A 21,497-nucleotide genomic window follows, 5' to 3' on the forward strand; every position below is an offset into this window, starting at 1 on the left:
CCTACCGTGACCGCTGCCCTGTTCGAATCCACCATCGCCAGCCTGCCCCTGATCGCCCGGGGCAAGGTCCGGGACATCTACGCCGTGGGCGACGACAAGCTCCTTATCGTCACCTCCGACCGCCTGTCGGCCTTCGACGTGATCCTGCCCAACCCGATCCCGGGCAAGGGCAAGGTGCTCACTCAGGCCGCCAACTTCTGGTTCGACCGGCTCGCCCACATCGTTCCCAACCAGCTCACCGGCATCGACCCGGAAACCGTGGTGGCCGAAAACGAGCGCGAGCAGGTGCGCGGCCGCTCCCTGGTGGTCAAGCGCTTGAAGCCCCTGCCCATCGAGGCGGTGGTGCGCGGCTACCTGATCGGCTCCGGCTGGAAGGACTACCAGGAAACCGGCACCGTCTGCGGCATCAAGCTGCCCGCCGGCCTGAAGATGGCCGCCAAGCTGCCCGAGCCGATCTTCACCCCGGCCACCAAGGCCGAGGTGGGCGACCACGACGAGAACATCTCCTTCGAGCAGGCCCAGACCCACTGCGCCGCGGTGCTCGCCGACGCCCTCTACGGCACCGGCAAGACCGGCGCCCAACTGGCCACCGAGGCCCGCGACGTGGCCATCCGCCTGTACACCGAGGCCTCCGAGTACGCCGCCACCCGGGGCATCCTGATCGCCGACACCAAGTTCGAGTTCGGCATCGACGACAAGGGCACCCTGCACCTGATCGACGAAGCCCTGACCCCGGATTCCTCCCGCTTCTGGCCTCGGGACGAGTGGGCCGAAGGCCGCAACCCGCCGTCCTTCGACAAGCAGTTCGTGCGCGACTACCTGGAAACCCTCAAGGACTGGGGCAAGAAGGCGCCGGGCCCGCAGCTGCCCGACGAGGTGATCGCCGTCACCGCCGCCAAGTACCGGGAAGCCTTCGAGCGCCTGGCCGGCCATCCCCTGGCCGACTGAGCCTCCGCGCATCGCCCCGCCGGCGGCGCTTTGCCGCAGCGCACCACGACACGCTGCACTGCGGTACGACGGCCAGGCGAACCACATCGTCGCTCCCGGGGTCATATCCGTACCCCTGACCCCTGGAGGCGGCGATGCTCACCGGTTCTCCGCCGGACCTTACTCCGGCCCCTTCCGCTTCATCCCCCCACCTCACCTCGGCCCAGCTGCGCATCCGCCGCGTGGCGCCGCTCCGGCCATTCGCCTGGCTGGGCCTGGGCCTGGCCGACCTGCGCCGCACCCCGGCCGCCAGCCTGGCCTTCGGCGCCTTGTTCGCTGCCATCGGCTTCGCCGCGTTGCTGGTGGGCGACCAACACCCGAGATCGGCCATGGCCGCCCTGTCCGGCTTCCTGCTGGTGGGCCCGCTGCTCGCCGTGGGCTTCTACGAATTGTCCCGGCGCATCGCCGCCGACGAGCCGGTGGACGCCCTGCTCGCCCTGGCCGGCTTGCGCCGCCGCTGGCGCCCCCTGGCCGCCTACGGGGCGCTGCTCGCCCTGTTCTATTTCTGCTGGGAACGGCTCACCGTGGCCATCCTCGCCTTTCTGCTCGGCAGCGCCGACCTGTGGGACTTCGCCGGGCTGCTGCGGGAAGTGTTCCTCTCGCCCCGCCACCCAATCCTGGCCATGGCCTGGATCTTCTCCGGCGGGGTGATCGCCGCCCTGTGCTTCCTGGTTTCGGTGGTCACCGCCCCGGTGCTGGTGGACCGGGGCGGGCGCCTGTCCGACGCGGTGGAGGCGAGCATCGTCGCCGTGTCTGAAAACGTCGTGCCGATGCTGCTCTGGTCCGGCCTGATCGTCGCCCTGGTGCTGGTCGGCTTCGCCACCTTCATGGTGGGCCTGGTGGTGATCGTCCCCCTGCTCGGCCATGCCACATGGCACGCCTACCGGGAGCTTGTAGAATAGGCCCGAGACCGCGCCAATCCTTGGCCTGCGCGAGGCCCCCGTCAAACTCCGCGCCCCGCTTAGCTCTCCAGCCCCCCCCTCTGGAAAGCCACGACTGGCGCGGGGTTTGCCCAGATGGTCCGCCAGGGGCATGACAGCGCGGCCCAGATCAGTTACCCGAGGCGGCCGATCCGCCGCCGCCATCTTCATCCCGCCGCCCCTGGCGGCGGATGCGTTTTCCGCCCTGCGCCCAACCCGACTCCTTTCGCCCTATTGCCCTAGCGCTTCATTCCCGCCATGACCACCACCAATCCCCTGCTCGATTTCTCCGGCCTGCCCCGCTTCGACGCCATCGCCCCGGCCCACGTCCGCCCTGCCGTCGAGCAGTTGCTCGCCGACGGCCGCGCCCTGGTGAAGACCCTCACCGCCGCCGGCAGCCCGGCCACCTGGGCCGGCTTCGCCGCGCCCCTGACCGACGGCCTGGAGCCCCTGTCCCGGGCCTGGGGCATCGTCGGCCACCTGCACTCGGTGAACGACGTGCCGGAATGGCGCGAGACCTACAACGACCTGCTGCCGGAAGTGACCCGCTTCTACACCGAGCTGGGCCAGAACCTGGCCCTGTTCGAGAAGTACAAGGCCCTGCGCAACAGCGCCGAATACGCCACCCTGACGCCGACCCAGCAGAAGATCGTCGATAACGAGGTGCGCGACTTCCGCCTGTCCGGCGCCGAGCTGCCGGAAGCGGTGAAGCCCCGCTTCCAGGCCATTCAGGAAGAGCTGGCCGGCCTGTCCGCCAAGTTCTCGGAAAACCTGCTCGACGCCACCAACGCCTTCGCCCACGTCGTCACCGATGCCGCCCAGCTGGCCGGCCTGCCGGAAGACGTGCAGGAAGCCGCCCAGGCCGCCGCCGAGAAGGCCGGGGAGAAGGGTTGGAAATTCACCCTGCACGCCCCCTCCTACCTGCCGGTGCTGCAATACGCCGAACACCGCCCCCTGCGCGAGCTGATGTACCGGGCCTACGCCACCCGGGCCGCCGAGTTCCCCGAGCACGGCAGCAAGCCGGAGTGGGACAACGCCCCGTTGATCGCCCGCCTGCTCGAACTAAAGCACGAGGAGGCCCAGTTGCTCGGCTACGCCAACTTCGCCGAGATTTCCCTGGTGCCCAAGATGGCCGAATCCCCGGCCCAGGTGCTGGCCTTCCTGCGCGAACTGGCGGCCAAGGCCAAGCCCTTCGCCGAGCAGGACGTAGCCGAGCTGCGCGACTTCGCCGCCAAAGAGCTGAACCTGGCCGACCTGCAACCCTGGGACGTGTCCTACGCCGCCGAAAAGCTCAAGCAGGCCCGCTACAGCTTCTCCGAGCAGGAGGTGAAGGAATACTTCCCCGAGCCCCAGGTGCTGGCTGGCCTGTTCCGGGTGATCGAATCCCTGTTCTCGGTGCAGGTGAAGCCCGACGCGGCCCCCGCCTGGCATCCGGACGTGCGCTTCTTCCGCATCGAACGCAACGGCGCCCTGGTGGGCCAGTTCTACCTGGACCTGTACGCCCGGGAGACCAAGCGCGGCGGCGCCTGGATGGACGAGGCGGTGACCCGCCGCCTCAAGAACGGTGCCATCCAGACCCCGGTGGCCTACCTCAACTGCAACTTCCCGGCCCCCGTCGGCAACAAACCGGCCACCTTCAGCCACGACGACGTGATCACCCTGTTCCACGAAACCGGCCACGGCCTGCACCACCTGCTTTCCCAGGTGGAAGAGCTGCCGGTGTCCGGCATCCACGGGGTGGAGTGGGACGCGGTGGAACTGCCGTCCCAGTTCATGGAGAACTTCTGCTGGGAATGGGACGTGCTCGCCCACATGACCGCCCACGTGGACACGGGCGCTCCCCTGCCCCGCGCCCTGTTCGACAAAATGCTGGCGGCCAAGAACTTCCTCGCCGGCATGGGCATGGTGCGCCAGCTCGAATTCAGCCTGTTCGACATGCTGCTCCACGCCGACTTCGACCCGAAGGGCCAGCAGGGCGTGCTCGACCTGCTCAACCAAGTACGCCAGGAGGTGGCGGTGCTGGTGCCGCCGCCCTGGCACCGCTTCCCCAACAGCTTCTCCCACATCTTCGGCGGCGGCTACGCCGCCGGCTACTACAGCTACAAGTGGGCCGAGGTGCTGTCGGCGGACGCCTACGCCGCCTTCGAGGAGGCCGGCAACCCGCTCGACGCCGCCACCGGCGAGCGCTTCCTGCGCGAGATCCTGTCCGTGGGCGGCTCCCGCCCGGCCATCGAATCGTTCAAGGCCTTCCGCGGCCGGGAGCCTTCGGTGGATGCACTCCTGCGGCATAATGGGATGATCGCCGCCTAGGACCGCCGCCCCGTGCCGCTAGACCTTCCAGCTCCCTTAGCGCTCCGCTCCGCAGCCCGGCCACGCCGCCGGGCCGCGGCCGTGGCAGCCTTGCTCTGCCTGGCCTGGATTCCGGCCCAGGCCCAGACCACCTACCGCTGGATCGACCGGGACGGCCGGGTGGTGGTGTCCGACACGCCGCCGCCGGCCAACGCCCGCAGCGTGGAATCCCGGGCCACGACCACCGGCAGCGCGCCACTACCTCTGGACGTGCAACTGGCCAGCCGCAACTTCCCGGTGGTGCTGTACACCGCCGCCGACTGCGGCCAGCCCTGCGACGACGCCCGGGCCCTGCTCGCCGGCCGGCGCGTGCCCTTCAGCGAGAAGGCGGTGCGCAGCGACGAGGATTTCCGTGCCCTGAAAGCCGCCACCGGCGACAGCTTCGTGCCCACCCTGACCGTGGGCAAGGAGGTGCTCAAGGGCCTGGCCGCTTCGGACTGGAACAACCTGCTCGACCTGGCTGGCTATCCCCGGTCCTCGCCCTGAGCGCCCAGCCGCCCTTTCCCCGTCTCTCTCTCCCTTTCTCCGCCCTTATTTCCGCCGGCCCCGCCGGGCCGCCCCACCGACGAGAAGCCCCTTGTCCGATACTCCCGCCACCGCCGCCACTGCTACACCTTTTTCCATCGCCACCTGGAACGTCAATTCCCTCAAGGTGCGCCTGCCCCACCTGCTCGAATGGCTGGCCGAGGCCAGCCCCACCGTGGTCTGCCTGCAAGAGACCAAGCTGGAGGACCACGCCTTCCCCACCGCCGAGATCGAGGCCGCCGGCTACCAGGTGGCCTTCTCCGGGCAGAAGACCTACAACGGCGTGGCCATCGTCTCGCGCCTGCCCCTGACCGACGTGGTGATGGGCAACCCGCGCTTCGACGATCCGCAAAAGCGCCTGATCTCGGCCACCGTGGCCGGCCCCGACGGCGACGTCCGGGTGGTGGGGGCCTATTTCCCCAACGGCCAGGAAGTGGGCTCGGACAAGTACGCCTACAAGCTGCAATGGCTCTCCGCCCTGCACGACTGGCTGGCCGGCGAACTGGCCGCCCACCCGCGCCTGGCCCTGTGCGGCGACTACAACATTGCCCCGGCAGACGAGGACGTGCACGACCCGGCGGCCTGGGCCGGCCAGATTCTCTGTTCCGAACCCGAGCGCCAGGCGTTCCGCGACCTGGTCGGCCTGGGGCTGGTGGACGCCTACCGGCTGTTCCCCCAGGCCGAGCGCAGCTTCTCCTGGTGGGACTACCGCAACCTGGGCTTCCAGAAGAACCTGGGGCTGCGCATCGACCACGTGTTGCTGTCCGCCCCCCTGGCCGAGCGCTGCACCGCGGCGCGCATCGAGCGCCACCTGCGCAAGAAAGAGCGCCCCTCGGATCACGCGCCGGTGATCGCCACCCTTTCCTGAGCCTTTCCCTGCCTTTCTCCGCCCTTCTGCCCACCCCAGCCACCCCAGCCGCCATGTCCGCCGCCACCGATTCCCGGCTCACCGCCCTCTACCCCTGCCTGGCGGGCCTGCCCTCCGCCGCCCTGGCGGAACTGCCGCCGCCCATGACGGTGCCGGCTGGTGCGGTGCTGTTTTCCGAATGCCAGCCCTGCCAGGGCTTTCCCCTAGTGCTCGACGGCACGGTGAAGGTGGTCCGTTCCGCCGCCTCGGGGCGGGAGCTGATGCTCTACCAGGTGGTGCCCGGCGCCAGCTGCCTGATCACCAGCAGCTGCCTGCTCGGCCGCAGCCCCTACCCGGCCCGGGGGGAAACCCTCACCCCGGTTACCCTGACCCTGCTGCCCCGCCCCCTGTTCGACCGGCTGCTGGCGGAGCATGCCCCGTTCCGGGAATTCGTCTTCCACCTCTTCGCCGACCGGCTGGCCGACCTGATGACCCTGGTGGAGGAAGTGGCCTTCCAGCGCCTCGACCAGCGCCTGGCCCGCCTGCTGCTGGCCCGGGGCGGATTGACCGCCGACGGGCGGATCGCCGCCACCCACCAGCAACTGGCCGAAGAACTGGGCAGCGTGCGCGAGATCGTCTCGCGCCTGCTCAAGCAGTTTGCCGACGCCGGTGCGGTGCGCCTCTCCCGGGGCGGCATCGACCTGCTCGACCGGGACATCCTGGGCCGTTTCGCCGCCCCCGCCTGATCCGGCTTGCCCCGTCGGGCGGCAGTACCCGCCATATCCCTGGATTACGCAAAATCGCGTACCCGATGCCTTGCCATTGGCGCCATTCCAAGCCGTTTACCGCAAAATTTCGCTTTATGTAACTTGAGTCACAGACGCTTTCACTCCGCCGGGTCTATCATGAAACGGTTATGAACCGAAGGAGGCAACCATGAAAGCGAACGTTGGCGGTATCGACAAAGTGGCGCGTATCGGCGCCGGCGTGGTGCTGATCGGCCTGTCCCTGGCCGGCATGATCGGCCCCTGGGGTTACATCGGCGTGGTGCCCCTGGCCACTGGCCTGATGGGCTGGTGCCCGGCCTACTCCCTGTTCGGCATCAAGACCTGCTCGACCAAATAAAAGGCGCTGGAACGACGATCCAGCCCTAGGATTCCACCCTTGGCGCGGTTTGACTGAAAAGTCAGCACCGCGCTTTTTTTCGTCCGCTCCGGCGCACTCCGGTGTTTTCACCCCGGACGGCCATAAATCCAGGGTGAGGCGCCTGCCGGCCCCGCCTGGGCCGGAACGTGAAAAAAGCCGCAGAACGGCCGTCGATGCTGCTGCAATGCCCCAACCATGGCCTTTCTTCTGGCAACTAAAGGCTTGCGGCGGCCACTAAGCTGATTGCATGGGGCAACTCGTACCGGGTTTCAGTGCCGGAAAACTCCGCCCCAGCCGACTTCGGCGATCCGAGGCAATTTTTTGGCAGATCGGCGCTCTTATATTGCAACCAGCCACGAAAAAGAGTGAGTACGGCCATGCACCCCAAATTCCTGACGGCTCGCATAACCGAAGAAAACAAAAATGAGCTCAAGAAAAGCGGGCTCATGGCCAAGGCGCTGGAAACCTACATCGCCGAGGCGACGATCGAGACCATCATTGGCGCCCTGAAAGCCCGCTTCGAGGCGGGTCATGCCATCGACGAGGACATCAAGCAGACCTCGTTTCTGATCGACCCCGCGGTCTGCGACAAGCTCGACGAATTCGCCGCGCGCACGGGCCTGTCCTGCGACCTCATCGTCCGGCTCATCATCGAGAGCCATCAGACGGATTAGCTTTCCACCTTACGCGCCGGCCGGCTCGCGTCCCGGCGCCGCCACACGGTTGGCCAGGGCGACGAACGCTTCCAGGGTCAGGTCCTCGGCCCGGGCCTGGGGGTCGATGCCCACGGCGTCCAGGTCGGCGGGGCCACACACCGGCTTGAGGGTGTTGCGCACCATCTTGCGCCGCTGGGAAAAGGCGGCGGTCACCACCCGGTCGAACACCGCCCAGTCGGCCAGGGGCAGCAGCGCCGCACGGGGCTTGGGGGTGAGCCGCACCACCGCCGAATCCACCTTGGGTGGCGGATCGAAGGATTCCGGCGGCACGTCGATCAGCCACTCCAGGTCGAAGCGGTACTGGAGCATCACCGACAAGCGCCCCCGGTCGCTGTCGCCCGGGCCGGCCACCATGCGCTCGACCACTTCCTTTTGCAGCATGAAGTGCATGTCGCGCACGGACTCGGCGGCCTCGGCCAAATGGAAGAGCAGTGGCGTCGAAATGTTGTAGGGCAGGTTGCCGACGATGCGCAGGGAGCCGGGGGCCGGGGCCAGGCTGGTGAAATCGAAGGCCAGAGCGTCGCCCTCGTGGATGGTGACCCGCTCCGGCGCATGTTTGCGCTTGAGCCGGGCGATCAGGTCCCGGTCGATCTCGACCACGTGCAGGTGGTCGAGGCGCTTCAGCAGGGGCTCGGTGATGGCCCCCAGGCCGGGGCCGATCTCCACCACCATGTCGCCCTTGGCCGGGCCGATGGCGCCGACGATGTCCTCGATGAGTTGCAGGTCCACCAGGAAGTTCTGGCCGAAGCGCTTGCGCGGGATGTGTTTCATGGGCGAAGACGGCGCCTGGACGGCGCCGCCGGAAATCGGGATTGAGGAGTCAGCCGGCCCGGGAGAGGGCGGCCATGCGGCAGGCTTCGTCGACGGCGGTGAACAGGCTGCCCGGATCGGCCTGGCCGGTGCCGGCCAGGGACAGGGCGGTACCGTGATCCACCGAGGTGCGGATCACCGGCAGCCCCAGGGTGACGTTGATACCCTGGCCAAAGGTGGCGTACTTGAGCACGGCTAGGCCCTGGTCGTGGTACATGGCCAGCACCGCATCGCCCTTCGCCAGCACCGGGGGGGTGAACAGGGTATCGGCGGGCAGGGGGCCGATCAGCTCGATGCCCTCGCCGCGCAGCGCGTCCAGGGTCGGGGCGATCACTTCGATCTCCTCCCGCCCCAGATGGCCGTCCTCCCCGGCGTGGGGATTGAGGCCGGTGACCAGGATGCGCGGCCGGGCCAGGCCGTACTTGCGCTTGAGGTCGGCGTCGAGAATGGTGACGACCTCGCGCAGCAGGGCCGGGGTGATGGCGCCCGGCACGTCCTTGAGCGGCAGGTGGGTGGTGGCCAGGGCGACGCGCAGGGGACGACGGGCCTCGCCCTCGCCCACGTCGCCGGCGAGCATCATCACCACCCGGGGGGTGGCGGTGTGCTCGGCCAGGTATTCGGTGTGGCCGGTGAACGGCACGCCGGCATCGTTGATCACGCCCTTGTGCACCGGGGCGGTGACCATGGCGGCGAACTCGCCGGAGACGCAGCCGGCCAGCGCCCGGTCGAGCAGGGCCAGCACGTAGGCGCCGTTGCGCGCATCGAGGGTGCCTGCTTCCGACGGAGCGGCCAGGGGCACGTGCAACACTTCCAGGCTGCCCGGGAAGGGCGCCCGGCCGGCCGGCTGGGCCGGGTCGTAGTCGCGGATCGCCACCACCTGGCCGGTGGCCCGGGCCCGGGCGGCGATCAGGTCCCGGTCGCCGAGCACCACCAGCCGGGCCGGAAAGCGCTCCTGGGCGAGCCGGGCGCACAGCTCGGGGCCGATGCCGGCCGGCTCGCCGCTGGTGACGGCGATCAGGGGGGCTGAGGCTGCGACGCCGGAGGACATCAGTCGCCGCTCCCCAGGCGGATCTCGACGTAGGCGCGGTCGCGGATCTGGCGCAGCCAGTCCTGGTAGGCGTCGTCCACGCGGCGCTCGCGCAGGGTCTGGCGGGCGATGGCGCGGCGGCGCTCATCGGACACGTCCTGGACGCGGCGTTCCTGGACCTGGATCAGGTGCCAGCCGAAGGGGCTGCGCACCGGGTCGCTGATCTTGCCGGGGGGCAGCTCGTTCATGGCCTTCTCGAACTCGGGCACCGTGTCGCCCGGGTAGATCCAACCCAGATCGCCGCCCTTGGCGGCGGAACCGTCCTGGGAGTAGAGGCGGGCCATCTCGGCGAAGGTGGCGCCGCCCTTCTCCAGGCGCTCCTTGACCGCCGCCAGCTTGCGCCGGGCTTCGTCTTCGGAAACCACTTCGTTCACCCGGATCAGGATGTGGCGCACCCGGGTCTGCTCCACCGGTGGCAGCTGGACGCCGCCGCCCTTCTTGGCGATCAGCTTGATCACGTGGAAGCCCGCCGGGCTGCGCAGCACGCCGCTGGCCTGGCCCGGGCTGAGCTGGGCGGCGGCCTGGGCAAAGATGGCGGGCAGGCGGTCCGGGGTACGGAAACCCAGGTCGCCGCCGGTGAGGGCATCCGGCGCGTCGGAGTAGGAGGCCGCCAGCTGGGCGAAGTCATCGCCCTTGGCAGCGCGCTCGGCGGCCTGGGCGGCCTTGGCCTGGAGCTTTTGCAGGGCTTCCGGGCTGGCGCCCTCGGGGGAGCGGACCAGGATGTGGGCGATCTGCCATTCCTCGCCGCTGGCGGGGCCGCCTTGCTGCTCGCCGGCCAGGAAGTTGTCCACCTCGCCGTCGGAAATGGTGATGCGGTTGTCCACCTCCCGCTCGCGCAGCCGGGAGATGGTGATCTCGCTGCGGATTTCCTCGCGGAAGCGGGGATAGGGCACCCCGTCCTTTTCCAGCATGGCGCGGAAGTCCTGCACCGACACCTTGTTGTTGGCGGCGATGCGGCCGATGGCCTGGTCCAGGTCGGCGTCGGAGACCCGCACCCCGGAATCCTTGGCCAGTTGCAGCTGCACCCGGTCCATCACCAGCCGTTCGAGCATCTGCCGCTCCAGCTCTTCCCGGGGCGGCAAGGTGGTGCCGCGGCTCTTCAACTGGGCCAGGGCGAGGTCGAGGCGCTGGCGCAGGTCGCTGGCGGTGATCACCTCGTCGTTGACCACGGCCACGATGCGGTCGGCTTCCTTGGGCTCGTTGCGGGGCGCGGCCGAGGCGCCGGACGACAGCAGGGGGGCGCAGGCCAGCAGCGCCAACGCGGCCAGCCGGCCGGCCTGACGGATACGGAAAGGGGCGGACAGCAGGGAAATCATAGGGCGTCTTGAGAGGCAGGAACGGGAACGGAACCGTCGGACGGCAGCACGCGCGAATAGCCGGGAACGTTGCGCCGCAGGATGGTGAGGGGGTTGGAACCGATGCTGGCGAAGTCGGACAGCTCGAGCTGGAAGAAGAAGGCGCGCACCGGGGTGGCGGACGTCACCGCCAGTTGCTGCACCACGCCCCGGGCGACCCAGCAGCCGCCGTTGTACTCCACGCCGCCGACACCTTCAAGCAGGCGCTTGTCCAGGGTCGAGTAGTTGTAGCGCCCCACCCCGTACCAGCGCCCGCCCAGGGGCCACTGGCCGGCCACGTCAACCTGGCGGATCGAGGTGTCGAAGGGAGCCACCGTGTCCCGGCTGATCCGGTAGGCGACCTGCAGCAGCTTGCCGCTTTCCGGCCGGTAGCGCAGCTGGGTGGAGAAGCGCTCGGTACGGGAATCCCGGGGGTTGTACTGCCAGCCCAGGTCCGCGGTGGTGTTGGGCGCCACCTGGCCGTTGACGGCGAACAGCCAGTCGGCGCGCCGGGCGGTGGACGGGGAATCCCCCGGATTGAGGGTGACCTTCTGGTCGCTGAAGTAGAAACGCTGCCCCACCATGGCCTTGATCACCTCGGCCCCGCTGTCGGGACGGATCAGGCGGGAGGAGACGGCGGCGGTGAGCTGGTTGGCGTCCCCGACCCGGTCGCCGCCGGTGAAGCGGTTCTCGGTGAAGATCTGGGCGAAGTTGATGTCCGGCGCCGAGGTGTCGAACAAGGGGGTGTTGCTCTGGTCCTTGTAGGGGATGCGCACGTAGAACAGCCGGGGCTCCAGGGTCTGGGTGAAGCCGGTGCCGCGGAAGGACGTGTCCCGCTCGAACACTGCCCCGCCGTCCAGGCTGAACACCGGGATCGCCCGGGATACGGAGGAGTCGCCCGTGGTCTGCTGCCGGTTGAGGCTGTAGGAGGCCATGTTCAGGCCCACCTTGGGGGTGAGGAACAGGCCGCTGGTCTGCAACGGCAGGGCCAGGGTCGGGTAGGCATAGAAGCGCTTGCCCTCGTCCAAGGTCGGATGGCGGAAATCCGAATAGGAGCCAGTGAAGGCGAAGTCGGTGGAATAGAAATCCGGGCGCCGCGCCGTCAGGGTGATCTGGGGCTCCAGGGAGTAAGGCTTGGCCACCGGCGCCGTGGGGTCAGGCTGCAGGGTCTGGTAGCTCTGCACCGCGGCAGTCGCCGCCCACCACCCGCCCGAATAGGTCAGCAGGCCGCGGCGCAGCAGCTGGGTCTGGGAGGTAATGGCGAAACGGCTGGCCAGATCCGTGAAGTAGGTATCGTCGGAAGCCCCCTGCAAATCCAGCCGGCCGGTCAGGCCGTTGCCAAAATTCTGGAAGTGCATCAGGTTGTAGGAATGCCGGCTGGTGCCTTTGAGGCTGTCGTCGGGCATGTACTCCGCCTGCAGTTCGCCGCTATAGCTCGGCGTCAGGTAGCGGAAATCGCCATTGACCATCATGCCGCGCTTGGACACCAGGCGCGGGGTGATCATGGCGTCGTAGTTCGGCGCCAGGTTGATGTAGTAGGGCTGGGCGAAGTCGAAGCCGCTGTTCGAGGTGGCACCGAAGGTGGGCGCCAGGAAGCCCGATTTGCGCTGGTTGTTGAGGCCGAAGGACATCAGGGGCGCGTACAGGAAGGGCACGTCCTTGAAGTACAGCACCGCGCCGCGTCCTTCGCCCTCTTCCCGCTCGTAGTCCAGGCCCAGGTCGCGAATACGGCCGTACCAGTCCGGATTGGGGCCCTGGCAGGTAGAGAAGGTGGCGTTCTCCAGTCGGTACTGGTCCTCGCCCTCGAACAGGATGCGCTCGGCCGAGCCCTGCATCACCGTGTTGCGGCGGATCTCGTCGTTGCGCGGCACGCCCGGAATGGGAATGGCGTAGGGGTTGTTGTCCTTGATCACCCGCTGCTGGCGGAAAACGTAGTCGGGCGTGGTGAAGAAGCCCACCTGGGAATCGACCTGCAAGTGCATCAGCGGCCCACTCACCGTACCGGTGGGGCCGGCCAGGACCACGTTGCCCTCGGCATCCACCTCGTCGGCCACATGCCGGTAGGTCATCCGGTCGGCGGTGACGGTCTTGTTGTAGCGGCGCAGTTCCGCGTTGCCCTCGGCCACGGTCACCACGTCGGTCTGGCCGGACAGGCGGTCGGCCAGCAGGAAGGTGGGCAGCGGCCCCTTGGGCTCCGGCATGGCACCCAGCCGAGGCGTCGGCGCCAGGCGCAGGCCGGGCATGGTGTCCGTCGGAGCGGGGGCGGGAGCGGCGTTGTCGGTGGCCGCTCCGTTGCCGGCACCGGAGCGCGGCGCCGGGGCCGAACGCGTGGCAGGCGCGGCGGCGGGCGCCGGCGCACTGGCCGCGGGCAGCGGCGTCACCTCTGGCGTCGTTACCGGGCGCACCTCGGCGGCGGAAGACGGGGAAGAGGCCGTCGGCGCATCGGACGGATTGGAGGGCGGCGTCAGGCCGAGCAGGCTCGGATCGACGGCGAAGGGCGCCAGGGGCGCCCCATGGGCGAGCCCCGCCACTCCGGCGCACAGGCAGAGGGCAAGCGGGGTCAGGCGGAAAGGGAAAGTGGTTGGGCGCATCGGGTCGGCCGTGGTCAGCCCGGATGGTAAAATCGTCGCATTCTAGCACCATACCGGCGCTGCCCCGACGCCCGCGCCGCCTGGAAACGCCAGCCCTGCGCACCGCCCGGCCCCTTGCCCGACCATCCCCGCCCGCTTTTCTCCGCCGACCATCGCCCATGTCCCGCCTCGACGACCTCTCCACCTGGCTGACCCACGTCCTCGGCCAGCCCACCCCGACCCTGGTGCCGGCCTCCGCCGACGCCAGCTTCCGCCGCTACTTCCGCATCGCCCTGCCCGACGGCGCCACCCGCATCGTAATGGACGCGCCGCCGCCCCAGGAGGATTGCCGCCCCTTCGTGCACGTCGCCGGGCTGATCCGGGACGCCGGCCTTACCGCCCCCGAAGTGCTCGCCCAAGACCTGGAGCGGGGCTTCCTGCTGCTCACCGACCTGGGCGGCGCCACCTACCTGGAGCACTTCGCCACCTTCGACTTCGCCCCAGCCCAGGCCGACCCGTACATGCGCGAGGCCATCACCGCCCTGGTGCGCTGGCAGGGGGCCTCCCGGGAGGGCGTGCTGCCCGCCTACGACGAGGCCCTGCTGCGCCGCGAGCTGGGCCTCTTCCCCGAATGGTTCGTCGCCCGCCACCTGGGCCACACCCTGAGCGATGCCGAGCAGGCCGTGCTGGCCAAGACCAACGATCTGCTGGTGGCCTCGGCCCTGGCCCAGCCCAAGGTGTATGTGCACCGCGACTACATGCCGCGCAACCTGATGGTGGCCCCCCTGGGCGGCAACGGCCCCGGCATTCTGGACTTCCAGGACGCGGTCTACGGCCCGATCACCTACGACGTGGCCTCCCTGTTCCGCGACGCCTTCCTGTCCTGGGAAGAAGAGCAGGTCATCGACTGGACCGTGCGCTACTGGGACGAAGCCCGCCGCGCCGGCCTGCCGGTGAGCGAGGCCTTCAACCACGACTTCGGCGAGTTCTACCGAGCCTTCGAGTGGATGGGCCTGCAACGCCACCTCAAGGTGCTGGGCATCTTCTGCCGCCTCAACTACCGGGACGGCAAGGAGAAGTACCTCACCGACCTGCCCCGCTTCCTCGGCTACGCCCGCCGCGTCGCCGAGCGCTACATCGCCCTGAAACCCTTCCTGCGCCTGCTCGACACCCTGGAGAACCACCAGGACAAGGTCGGCTATACCTTCTGACGCCGCTCCATGTCCGCTCCCGCGCTCAAGGCCATGATCCTCGCCGCCGGCCGCGGCGAGCGCATGCGCCCCCTCACCGACACCTGCCCCAAGCCCCTGCTGGAGGCCGGCGGCAAGCCCCTGATCGTCTGGCACCTGGAACGGCTGGCCGCCGCCGGCATCCGCGAGGTGGTCATCAACCATGCCCACCTGGGCCGGCTGATCGAGCAGCGGCTGGGCAACGGGCGTGAGTGGGGACTCACCCTGGCCTACTCCGCCGAACCACCCGGCGCCCTGGAAACTGCCGGCGGCATCGCCCGGGCGCTGCCGCTGCTGGGGGATGCCCCGTTCCTGGTGGTCAATGGCGACGTCTATTGCGACTGGGACCTGGCCCGCGCCCCGGCCCTGGCCGCCCGGCTGGCGGCGGCAAGCAGCACCGGTACCACGCTTGCGGGCGAACACGCCCCCGCGCCCCGGGATCGCTCCGGCGCCCTGGGCGAACTGGCCCACCTGGTGCTGGTACCCAACCCCCCCCACCACCCGGAGGGCGATTTCGTCCTCGATACCGCCTCGCAAAAGATCCGCGCCAGTCCTAGGGCTCCAGGAGAGCAGGCGCTCACCTATGCCGGCATCGGCCTCTATCATCCGACCCTGTTCGCCGGGCTGGACGGCCAGACCCCGGCCAAGCTCGCCCCCCTGCTGCGCGCCGCCATGGCCGAGGGGCGCATCAGCGGCGAGCAGCACGCCGGCCGCTGGGAAGACGTGGGCACCCCGGAACGTCTGGCCGCCCTGGATGCCGAACTCCGTGCGGGTCGCTCCGCCTGAACGGCAGCACTGGCCCCACGCATTCATCCAGAACCGCCCCCACGGCCGACTTGCGGCCCTCAGGCGATGCCGAGCCCCCTGCCCCAATCCACTTCCGCCTTCCCCGCGCCCGCCGCAGGGGACGATAATCGCGCCATGAACGCTCCTCTCCACGCCGCCCTGCCCCCCCTCGATCCCGCTCCCCTGGCCGCGCCCTTCGACCCGGCCCCCTTCGTCGCCCGGCGCCGCCGCCTGCTCGAACGCATGGCCGCAACCGGCGGCGGCGTGGCGGTGGTGCCCACCGCGCCGGAAAAGCTGCGCAACCGGGACACCCACTACCCCTACCGGGCCGACAGCTACTTCTGGTACCTGACCGGCTTCGGCGAACCCGAGGCGGTGCTGGTGCTGGTGGCCGACCCGGCCCACCCGGAGGGCGGGCGCAGCCTGCTGTTCTGCCGCGAGAAGAACGAGGAACGGGAAATCTGGGACGGCTACCGCCACGGCCCGGCCGCCGCCCAGGGCGCCTTCGCCGTGGACGAGGCCCACCCCATCGGCGAACTGGACGCCCAGCTGCCTGACCTGCTCGGCGACCAGCCGGCCCTGTGGCACACCCTCGGCGTGGACAATTACTGGGACGAGCGCCTGGCCGCCGCCATCAACACCGTGCGCACCCGCAGCCGGGCCGGCATCCGCGCCCCGGGCGAAATCCGCGACCTGCGCCAGGTGCTCGACGCCCTGCGCCTGGTCAAGGACGCCAGCGAACTGGCCCTGATGCAGCGCGCCGCCGACATCGCCAGTCTGGCCCACCGCCGCGCCATGGCGCGCACCCGGCCGGGCCTCGCGGAATTCCAGATCGAGGCCGAGCTGTTCCACGACTTCCGCCTGCGCGGCGCCGACGGCCACTCCTACCCGCCCATCGTCGCCGGAGGTAAGAACGCCTGTGTGCTGCACTACGTCGAGAACAACGCCGTGCTCAAGGACGGCGACCTGCTGCTGATCGACGCCGGCTGCGAAGTGGCCGGCTACGCTTCGGACATCACCCGCACCTACCCGGTGAACGGCCGCTTCTCGCCGACCCAGAAGGACGTCTACGAGATCGTGCTGGCCGCCCAGCTGGCCGCCATCGACACCATCAAGCCCGGCGCCACCTTCCAGGACCCCCACGCCGCCGCCCTGCGGGTGCTCACCCAGGGGCTGGTGGACCTCAAGCTGCTGTCCGGCGACATCGACGGCCTGATCGAGAGCGAGGCCTACAAGCCCTGGTACATGCACCGCACCGGCCACTGGCTGGGCCTGGACGTGCACGACGCCGGCGACTACAAACGCCCGGTGGAAGGCGGCGGCAGCGACTGGATGCCCTTGGAACCGGGCATGGTACTGACCGTGGAGCCGGGCCTGTACATCCGCCCGGCGGACAAGGTGCCCGAGGCCCTGTGGAACATCGGCATCCGCATCGAGGACGACGTGGCCGTCACCGCCGCCGGTTGCCACGTGCTCACCAGCCCGCCCAAGACCGTGGCCGAGATCGAGGAGGTGATGGCCCATGGCTGACACCCTCCTCACCCCTGCCGCCACCGCCGCTGCGAGCGACGCACTGCACGCCGACATCCTGATTTCCGGCGCCGGCCCGGTGGGCCTGACCCTGGCGCTGGCCCTGGCCCGCCGCGGCCAGCCCAGCCTGCTGGTGGACGCCCGCCCCCGGGACGCCTCCCGGGCCGATCCCCGGGCCCTGGCCCTGTCCCACGGCACTCGCCAGCTGCTCGAACAACTCAGCGCCTGGCCAGCGCGGGCCGCCACGCCGATCACCACCATCCACGTCTCCCAGCGCGGCGGCTTCGGCCGCACCGAGATGACCGCCGCCGAGGAAGGGGTTCCCGCCCTCGGCTACGTGGTGCGCTACGGCGACCTGTGGACGGCCCTGGCCGCCCGGGCCGAACAGGAAGGCCTGGCCTGGCGCGACACCACCCGGGTCGCCGACCACGGCAGCGTGGCCGACGGCCAGCGCCGCCTTGCCCTGCACCGCGACGGCCGGCTGCCCCTGCCCTGCACCACCCGCCTGCTGGTGCACGCCGAGGGCACGCCCTACGACGACCCGGCGGTATCGGTGAAGGACTACGGCCAGCACGCGGTGCTCGCCGAGGTGAGCACCGCCCAGCCCCACGGCAACCGGGCCTGGGAACGCTTCACCCCGGACGGCCCCCTGGCCCTGCTGCCCCTGGAGGACAAGCTGGCGGTGGTGTTCACCGTGCCGCCGGAAAAGGCCGAGCGCCTGCTCGCCCTGGACGATGCGGCCTTCGTCGCGGCGTTGCAGGCCCAGTTTGGCCGCCGCCTCGCCTTCACCGCCGCCGGCCCCCGGGCCAGCTTTCCCCTGGCCCTGCGCCTGCGCGGCGCCCTGGCGGGCGAGCGTGAGGTGTGGATCGGCAATACCGCCCAGACCCTGCACCCGGTGTCCGGCCAGGGCTTCAACCTGGGCCTGCGCGACGCCTGGGAACTGGCCGAGGCCCTGACGCCCCACGGCCTGGCCGTCCGGGACCCGGGGGAAGCCCGGACGCTGGCGGCCTACGCCGCCGCCCGCCAACTCGACCGGCGCGGCAGCGCCGTGTTCACCGACGGCATCGTGCGCCTCTTCTCCAACGACGCCGCCCCGCTGCGCATCGCCCGGGGCCTGGGCCTGCTCGCCCTGGACCTGGTGCCGCCGGCCCGCCACTTCGTCGCCCGGCGCATGATCTGGGGTGCTCGGGGCTGGTGAGGCGGGCGCCAATAGCGGGCCGTTCCGCCCCGGCCTTGCGTCCGGCGCCGGCGTTGTGCCGGCGCGGCGGAACGACTTGCGGTAAATCAAGGGCGTCTCCCGCCGGCAGCCGGGGGGCCAAAACCCCGGTGCTATAATCGGCGCCGCTTTCCCTGCATTCCTCGCACTTCTCCCGGCTTCCCGCCCCGATTTTTCCCCATGCGGCTTTACACCCTCGGCATCAACCACCACACCGCCCCCGTCTCGGTGCGCGAACAGGTGGCGTTCGGCGCCGACAAGCTGCCCCAGGCCCTGGCCAGCCTGGCGGGCGGCCCGGCCCGGGAGGCGGCGATCCTGTCGACCTGCAACCGCACCGAGGTGTATTGCGCGGCGGAAACCCCGGAGGACGCCGCCCGCTGGCTGGCCGACTTCCACCGCCTACCGATCGACCGCATCACCCCCTACCTGTACACCCTGCCCGAGCGGGAAGCGGTGCGCCACGCCTTCCGCGTCGCCTCCGGCCTCGACTCCATGGTCATCGGCGAGCCCCAGATCCTCGGCCAGATGAAGGATGCGGTGCGCGCCGCCGAAGAGGCCGGCACCCTGGGAACCCTGCTCAACAAGCTGTTCCAGCGTTCCTTCGCGGTGGCCAAGGAGGTGCGCACCACCACCGCCATCGGCGCCAACATCGTTTCCATGGCCGCCGCCGCGGTGCACCTGGCCGGACGCATCTTCGATTCCATCTCCAACCAGCGCATCCTGTTCATCGGTGCCGGGGAGATGATCGAGCTAACCGCCACCCACTTCGCCGCCCAGGCCCCCAAGGCCATCACCATCGCCAACCGCACCGTGGAGCGGGGCCAGGCCCTGGCCGCCCGCTTCGACGGCCGAGCGATCCGCCTCGAAGATTTGGCCGAGGCCCTGCCCCAGCACGACATCGTCGTCTCGTGCACCGCCGCGCCCCTGCCGATCATCGGGCTGGGCCTGGCCGAGCGGGCGATCAAGGCACGCCGCCACAAGCCCATGTTCATGGTGGACCTGGCCGTGCCCCGGGACATCGAACCCGAGGTCGGTGAACTCGACGACGTCTTCCTGTACACCGTGGACGACCTCTCCCAGGTGGTGGCGTCCGGCATGGAGGCCCGCCAAGCCGCTGTGGTGGAAGCCGAGGCGATCATCGACGCCCGGGTCGAGCACTTCCTGCACTGGATCGAGCAGCGCCACTCGGTGCCCACCATCCGCGCTCTGCGCGACTCCGCCGAGCGCATGCGCCGCCATGAGGTCGAGCACGCCATGAAGCTGCTGGCCAAGGGCGAAGCCCCGGAAAAGGTCCTGGAAGCCCTCTCCCAGCGCCTCACCAACAAGTTCCTCCACGCCCCGACCCAGGCGCTCAACCAGGCCGCCGCCCAGCCCGAGCAGGACGTGAACCTGCACGCCGCCGTGCAGCGCCTGTTCCATCTGCACCAGGGCGACTGACGGCCCTTCCCCGGCGGGCACCGCCGCGCCCCGCTCATCCGTTCTTCTTCAGCCGCACCCGCTCCGCCAAGCCGTAATGGCTGAAATGCCCTGCCCGCGCCGCCCGGGCGCGGCCTTCCCGAATCAGGGCGGCGCTCTTGCCCGGTGCAGCGGGGAGCGACACGCATTTTTCCAGGCGCCCGCTGCCACAGAGCGGACAGACAGGGGCCCGGCCAGCGCGCACCAGGGCCTCGAAGGCGGCGGCGCAGTCCTGGCAACGGAAATCGTGGAGGGGCATGATGGCAGCCTCGGCAAAGGGCAATGTCGCAATGTGCGAGCGCAGAGTGTCGCAGGCCAGACATTTCCGATCAGGCGACCCCGCCCTGTGTCGGCAATCCGACGCGCCCCGCGCGTTTCAGGGACCCGGCGGTCCCGTTACCCTGCCATAGCAAAAAGGATTCCCACCCACGACCGGGGATGCCATGACCAACGACGACCTGACCTGGCTGCTCGACCGCCTCGGGCCCCTGGGGCACATCACCGCCCGGCGCATGTTCGGTAGCCGCGGGCTGTACTGCGACGGGGTGTTCTTCGCCATCTACGCCGACGGCCAGTTCTACCTCAAGGCCGACGACGTCAACCGGGACGACTTCACCCGGCTCGGCCTCACGCCCCTGACCTTTCAGGCGCCGTCCGGCCGCATCCAGGTGCTGCCCTACTATCCCCTGCCCGACGAGGCGGCCGACGACGATACGGCCCTGTGGCGCTGGTGCCGCGGCGCCATTGCCGCCGGCCTCCGCTGCGGGCGGACAACGCCGGGCAAACGCGGCCGACGCCGCACCGCTGCGCCCGGCCCTGCGTAAAGGCCCGCCGCCCCGCGGCGGCCCCCGGCAAAATCAGAGGGCGCGCCCGTCGAAGTGGGTGACGGGCAGGGCTGCGATGTCCACGTGCTCCAAGCAGCGCACGTTGATCGCCGCCACGGCCCGGCCGCCCGGGTCGGTGCCCTCGCCGAAGGGGTGGATGCCGCACACCGGGCAAAAGCGGTGGCGGATGCGCTCCTTGCCGAAGGTGTAGGTCGCCAGGTTCTCGTCCGGCGTCAGCAGGCGCAACTGGTCCCGCGATACAAACCAGAGCAGGGCGCCCTTGCGCGAGCAGATCGAACAGTTGCAATCGGCCACCTGGGCCAGCTCGCCCTCCACCTCGAAGGCAGTGCGGCCACAGTGGCAGCTTCCCTTGTAGATCATGGCCCGGCTCCTTTTCTGGACAAACGGTGAAAACGCAGCGGTACGGGCAAACCGGTCCGCCCGTGCAAAAGCCTAATCTACCCCGCCCAGCCGGGCAAAAGCCGGGGCCCTTGGACGATGGCGAAGCCCAGGGCTGAGACGTTGAGCGCCACGGTGACCCAGAACTGGGCGAGGAACGCCGCCTTACGATGCTTGTGGCGGAACAGGGCCTGGCCCAGCAGCGCCCCCGGCCAGCCGCCGAGCAGGGCCAGCAGGTGCAGGCTGTTTTCCGACCAGCGCCATTCCCGCTGCACCGCCGCCAGCTTGTCCGCGCCGTAGGCGATGAAGGTCACCCCGCTGAGGCCGGCCAGGATCAGGCCTGCCGCAGCGCTCAATTGGCCGCTGCGCACCAGCCAGACCCCGGCCGACAGCGCGACCACGCCCAGGATCGCCCGCCCCCACAAAGCCCCCTGGCCGGGCTCGTCGGCCGCGCGGCTGTCCCGTCCATCTCGCGGGCCACGGCGTGCAGCGCTGGAGCGTGGCGAGGCCCCGGCCAGGGCCACGTCCTCGGCCCGGTAGCGCCCCGCACCATCCCGCGCCAGCCGGTAGGACACCTTGGCCCCCGGCACCGGCTGCACGTTCCGGCCTGCAAAGGCCCGGGCGTGGACGAACACGTCGTCGCCGCCCCCGTCCGGGGCGATGAAACCGAAGCCCCGGGCCTCGACCCAGCGCACGATCGTTCCCTGCGGCATCGCTTCCCCCTGTCATGTCGCCTGATGGATTCCGGCCGGCATCCTACCCCAGGG

General features: G+C 69.9%; 21 protein-coding genes. 14 read left to right on the forward strand and 7 right to left on the reverse strand.

Annotated elements, in window-relative coordinates; genetic code table 11:
- Positions 1 to 6: 6 nt before the first annotated feature.
- From V7Z98_RS16875 to V7Z98_RS16910, 8 genes are all read left to right on the forward strand, one after another.
- On the forward strand, positions 7 to 948 hold the full coding sequence (locus V7Z98_RS16875; RefSeq protein WP_293266050.1) for a phosphoribosylaminoimidazolesuccinocarboxamide synthase: 942 nt from the start codon (positions 7 to 9) through the stop codon (positions 946 to 948).
- A gap of 134 nt (positions 949 to 1,082) precedes the next feature.
- Positions 1,083 to 1,889, forward strand: coding sequence for a DUF2189 domain-containing protein (locus V7Z98_RS16880; RefSeq protein WP_293266048.1), 807 nt, complete (start codon positions 1,083 to 1,085; stop codon positions 1,887 to 1,889).
- A 276-nt stretch (positions 1,890 to 2,165) separates the two neighbouring features.
- Positions 2,166 to 4,217, forward strand: coding sequence for a M3 family metallopeptidase (locus tag V7Z98_RS16885; RefSeq protein WP_334159230.1), 2,052 nt, complete (start codon positions 2,166 to 2,168; stop codon positions 4,215 to 4,217).
- 81 nt (positions 4,218 to 4,298) lie between these two features.
- A complete protein-coding gene (locus V7Z98_RS16890) occupies positions 4,299 to 4,742 on the forward strand; it encodes a glutaredoxin family protein (RefSeq protein ID WP_334159232.1) in 444 nt (147 codons plus the stop codon).
- A gap of 91 nt (positions 4,743 to 4,833) precedes the next feature.
- A complete protein-coding gene (gene xth / locus V7Z98_RS16895; protein WP_334159234.1) occupies positions 4,834 to 5,649 on the forward strand; it encodes an exodeoxyribonuclease III in 816 nt (271 codons plus the stop codon).
- Between the two features lie 53 nt (positions 5,650 to 5,702).
- On the forward strand, positions 5,703 to 6,374 hold the full coding sequence (locus V7Z98_RS16900; RefSeq protein WP_334159235.1) for a Crp/Fnr family transcriptional regulator: 672 nt from the start codon (positions 5,703 to 5,705) through the stop codon (positions 6,372 to 6,374).
- 190 nt (positions 6,375 to 6,564) lie between these two features.
- Positions 6,565 to 6,753: a YgaP family membrane protein gene (locus V7Z98_RS16905; protein WP_293266038.1), complete on the forward strand. Its 189-nt coding sequence runs from the start codon at positions 6,565 to 6,567 to the stop codon at positions 6,751 to 6,753.
- A gap of 398 nt (positions 6,754 to 7,151) precedes the next feature.
- Positions 7,152 to 7,448 carry a hypothetical protein gene (locus V7Z98_RS16910; RefSeq protein WP_293266036.1) on the forward strand — a complete coding sequence of 99 codons (297 nt, stop codon included), beginning with the start codon at positions 7,152 to 7,154 and terminating at the stop codon, positions 7,446 to 7,448.
- Between the two features lie 9 nt (positions 7,449 to 7,457).
- On the opposite strand, the gene rsmA is transcribed toward V7Z98_RS16910, so the two are convergent.
- Genes rsmA through V7Z98_RS16930 form a run of 4 tightly spaced genes read right to left on the reverse strand, consistent with a single transcriptional unit; the run spans position 7,458 to position 13,312 of the window.
- Positions 7,458 to 8,261, reverse strand: coding sequence for a 16S rRNA (adenine(1518)-N(6)/adenine(1519)-N(6))-dimethyltransferase RsmA (rsmA, locus tag V7Z98_RS16915; protein WP_334159237.1), 804 nt, complete (start codon positions 8,259 to 8,261; stop codon positions 7,458 to 7,460).
- Between the two features lie 49 nt (positions 8,262 to 8,310).
- Positions 8,311 to 9,348, reverse strand: coding sequence for a 4-hydroxythreonine-4-phosphate dehydrogenase PdxA (gene pdxA / locus V7Z98_RS16920; RefSeq protein ID WP_334159238.1), 1,038 nt, complete (start codon positions 9,346 to 9,348; stop codon positions 8,311 to 8,313).
- Positions 9,348 to 10,703, reverse strand: a complete 1,356-nt coding sequence (locus V7Z98_RS16925; RefSeq protein ID WP_334159239.1) for a peptidylprolyl isomerase — start codon at positions 10,701 to 10,703, stop codon at positions 9,348 to 9,350. Before V7Z98_RS16925 ends, pdxA begins: the two co-directional genes overlap by 1 nt.
- Positions 10,700 to 13,312: an LPS-assembly protein LptD gene (locus V7Z98_RS16930; RefSeq protein WP_334159240.1), complete on the reverse strand. Its 2,613-nt coding sequence runs from the start codon at positions 13,310 to 13,312 to the stop codon at positions 10,700 to 10,702. Before V7Z98_RS16930 ends, V7Z98_RS16925 begins: the two co-directional genes overlap by 4 nt.
- A gap of 158 nt (positions 13,313 to 13,470) precedes the next feature.
- Here V7Z98_RS16930 and V7Z98_RS16935 point away from each other — a divergent pair, with 158 nt between their 5' ends.
- The 5 genes from V7Z98_RS16935 to hemA all read left to right on the forward strand — a co-directional run bounded on the left by V7Z98_RS16935 (position 13,471) and on the right by hemA (position 19,489).
- Positions 13,471 to 14,502 (forward strand): aminoglycoside phosphotransferase family protein, encoded by a 1,032-nt coding sequence (locus tag V7Z98_RS16935; RefSeq protein WP_334159241.1) that lies wholly within the window; start codon positions 13,471 to 13,473, stop codon positions 14,500 to 14,502.
- A 33-nt stretch (positions 14,503 to 14,535) separates the two neighbouring features.
- Positions 14,536 to 15,306 carry an N-acetylmuramate alpha-1-phosphate uridylyltransferase MurU gene (murU, locus tag V7Z98_RS16940; RefSeq protein WP_334159273.1) on the forward strand — a complete coding sequence of 257 codons (771 nt, stop codon included), beginning with the start codon at positions 14,536 to 14,538 and terminating at the stop codon, positions 15,304 to 15,306.
- Between the two features lie 135 nt (positions 15,307 to 15,441).
- Positions 15,442 to 16,836 (forward strand): aminopeptidase P N-terminal domain-containing protein, encoded by a 1,395-nt coding sequence (locus V7Z98_RS16945; protein WP_334159242.1) that lies wholly within the window; start codon positions 15,442 to 15,444, stop codon positions 16,834 to 16,836.
- A complete protein-coding gene (locus tag V7Z98_RS16950; RefSeq protein WP_334159243.1) occupies positions 16,829 to 18,034 on the forward strand; it encodes an FAD-dependent monooxygenase in 1,206 nt (401 codons plus the stop codon). The genes V7Z98_RS16945 and V7Z98_RS16950 overlap by 8 nt, the downstream gene beginning before the upstream one ends.
- A 198-nt stretch (positions 18,035 to 18,232) precedes the next feature.
- Positions 18,233 to 19,489 carry a glutamyl-tRNA reductase gene (gene hemA, locus V7Z98_RS16955; RefSeq protein ID WP_334159245.1) on the forward strand — a complete coding sequence of 419 codons (1,257 nt, stop codon included), beginning with the start codon at positions 18,233 to 18,235 and terminating at the stop codon, positions 19,487 to 19,489.
- Between the two features lie 34 nt (positions 19,490 to 19,523).
- On the opposite strand, the gene V7Z98_RS16960 is transcribed toward hemA, so the two are convergent.
- Positions 19,524 to 19,766, reverse strand: coding sequence for an FmdB family zinc ribbon protein (locus V7Z98_RS16960; RefSeq protein ID WP_334159246.1), 243 nt, complete (start codon positions 19,764 to 19,766; stop codon positions 19,524 to 19,526).
- A gap of 184 nt (positions 19,767 to 19,950) precedes the next feature.
- On the opposite strand from V7Z98_RS16960, the gene V7Z98_RS16965 reads away from it, so the two are divergent.
- The gene (locus V7Z98_RS16965; RefSeq protein WP_334159247.1) at positions 19,951 to 20,331 is read left to right on the forward strand and encodes a TfoX/Sxy family protein; all 381 of its coding nucleotides are present in this window, start codon (positions 19,951 to 19,953) and stop codon (positions 20,329 to 20,331) included.
- A gap of 33 nt (positions 20,332 to 20,364) precedes the next feature.
- Here V7Z98_RS16965 and V7Z98_RS16970 read toward each other — a convergent pair whose 3' ends face one another.
- Both V7Z98_RS16970 and V7Z98_RS16975 read right to left on the reverse strand, forming a co-directional pair.
- Positions 20,365 to 20,712 carry a GFA family protein gene (locus tag V7Z98_RS16970; RefSeq protein WP_334159248.1) on the reverse strand — a complete coding sequence of 116 codons (348 nt, stop codon included), beginning with the start codon at positions 20,710 to 20,712 and terminating at the stop codon, positions 20,365 to 20,367.
- 77 nt (positions 20,713 to 20,789) lie between these two features.
- On the reverse strand, positions 20,790 to 21,443 hold the full coding sequence (locus tag V7Z98_RS16975) for a cold shock and DUF1294 domain-containing protein (RefSeq protein WP_334159249.1): 654 nt from the start codon (positions 21,441 to 21,443) through the stop codon (positions 20,790 to 20,792).
- Positions 21,444 to 21,497 lie beyond the last annotated feature (54 nt).

Origin of the sequence: Oryzomicrobium sp. (assembly GCF_036820405.1) — a bacterium.
Lineage (GTDB): Bacteria > Pseudomonadota > Gammaproteobacteria > Burkholderiales > Rhodocyclaceae > Oryzomicrobium.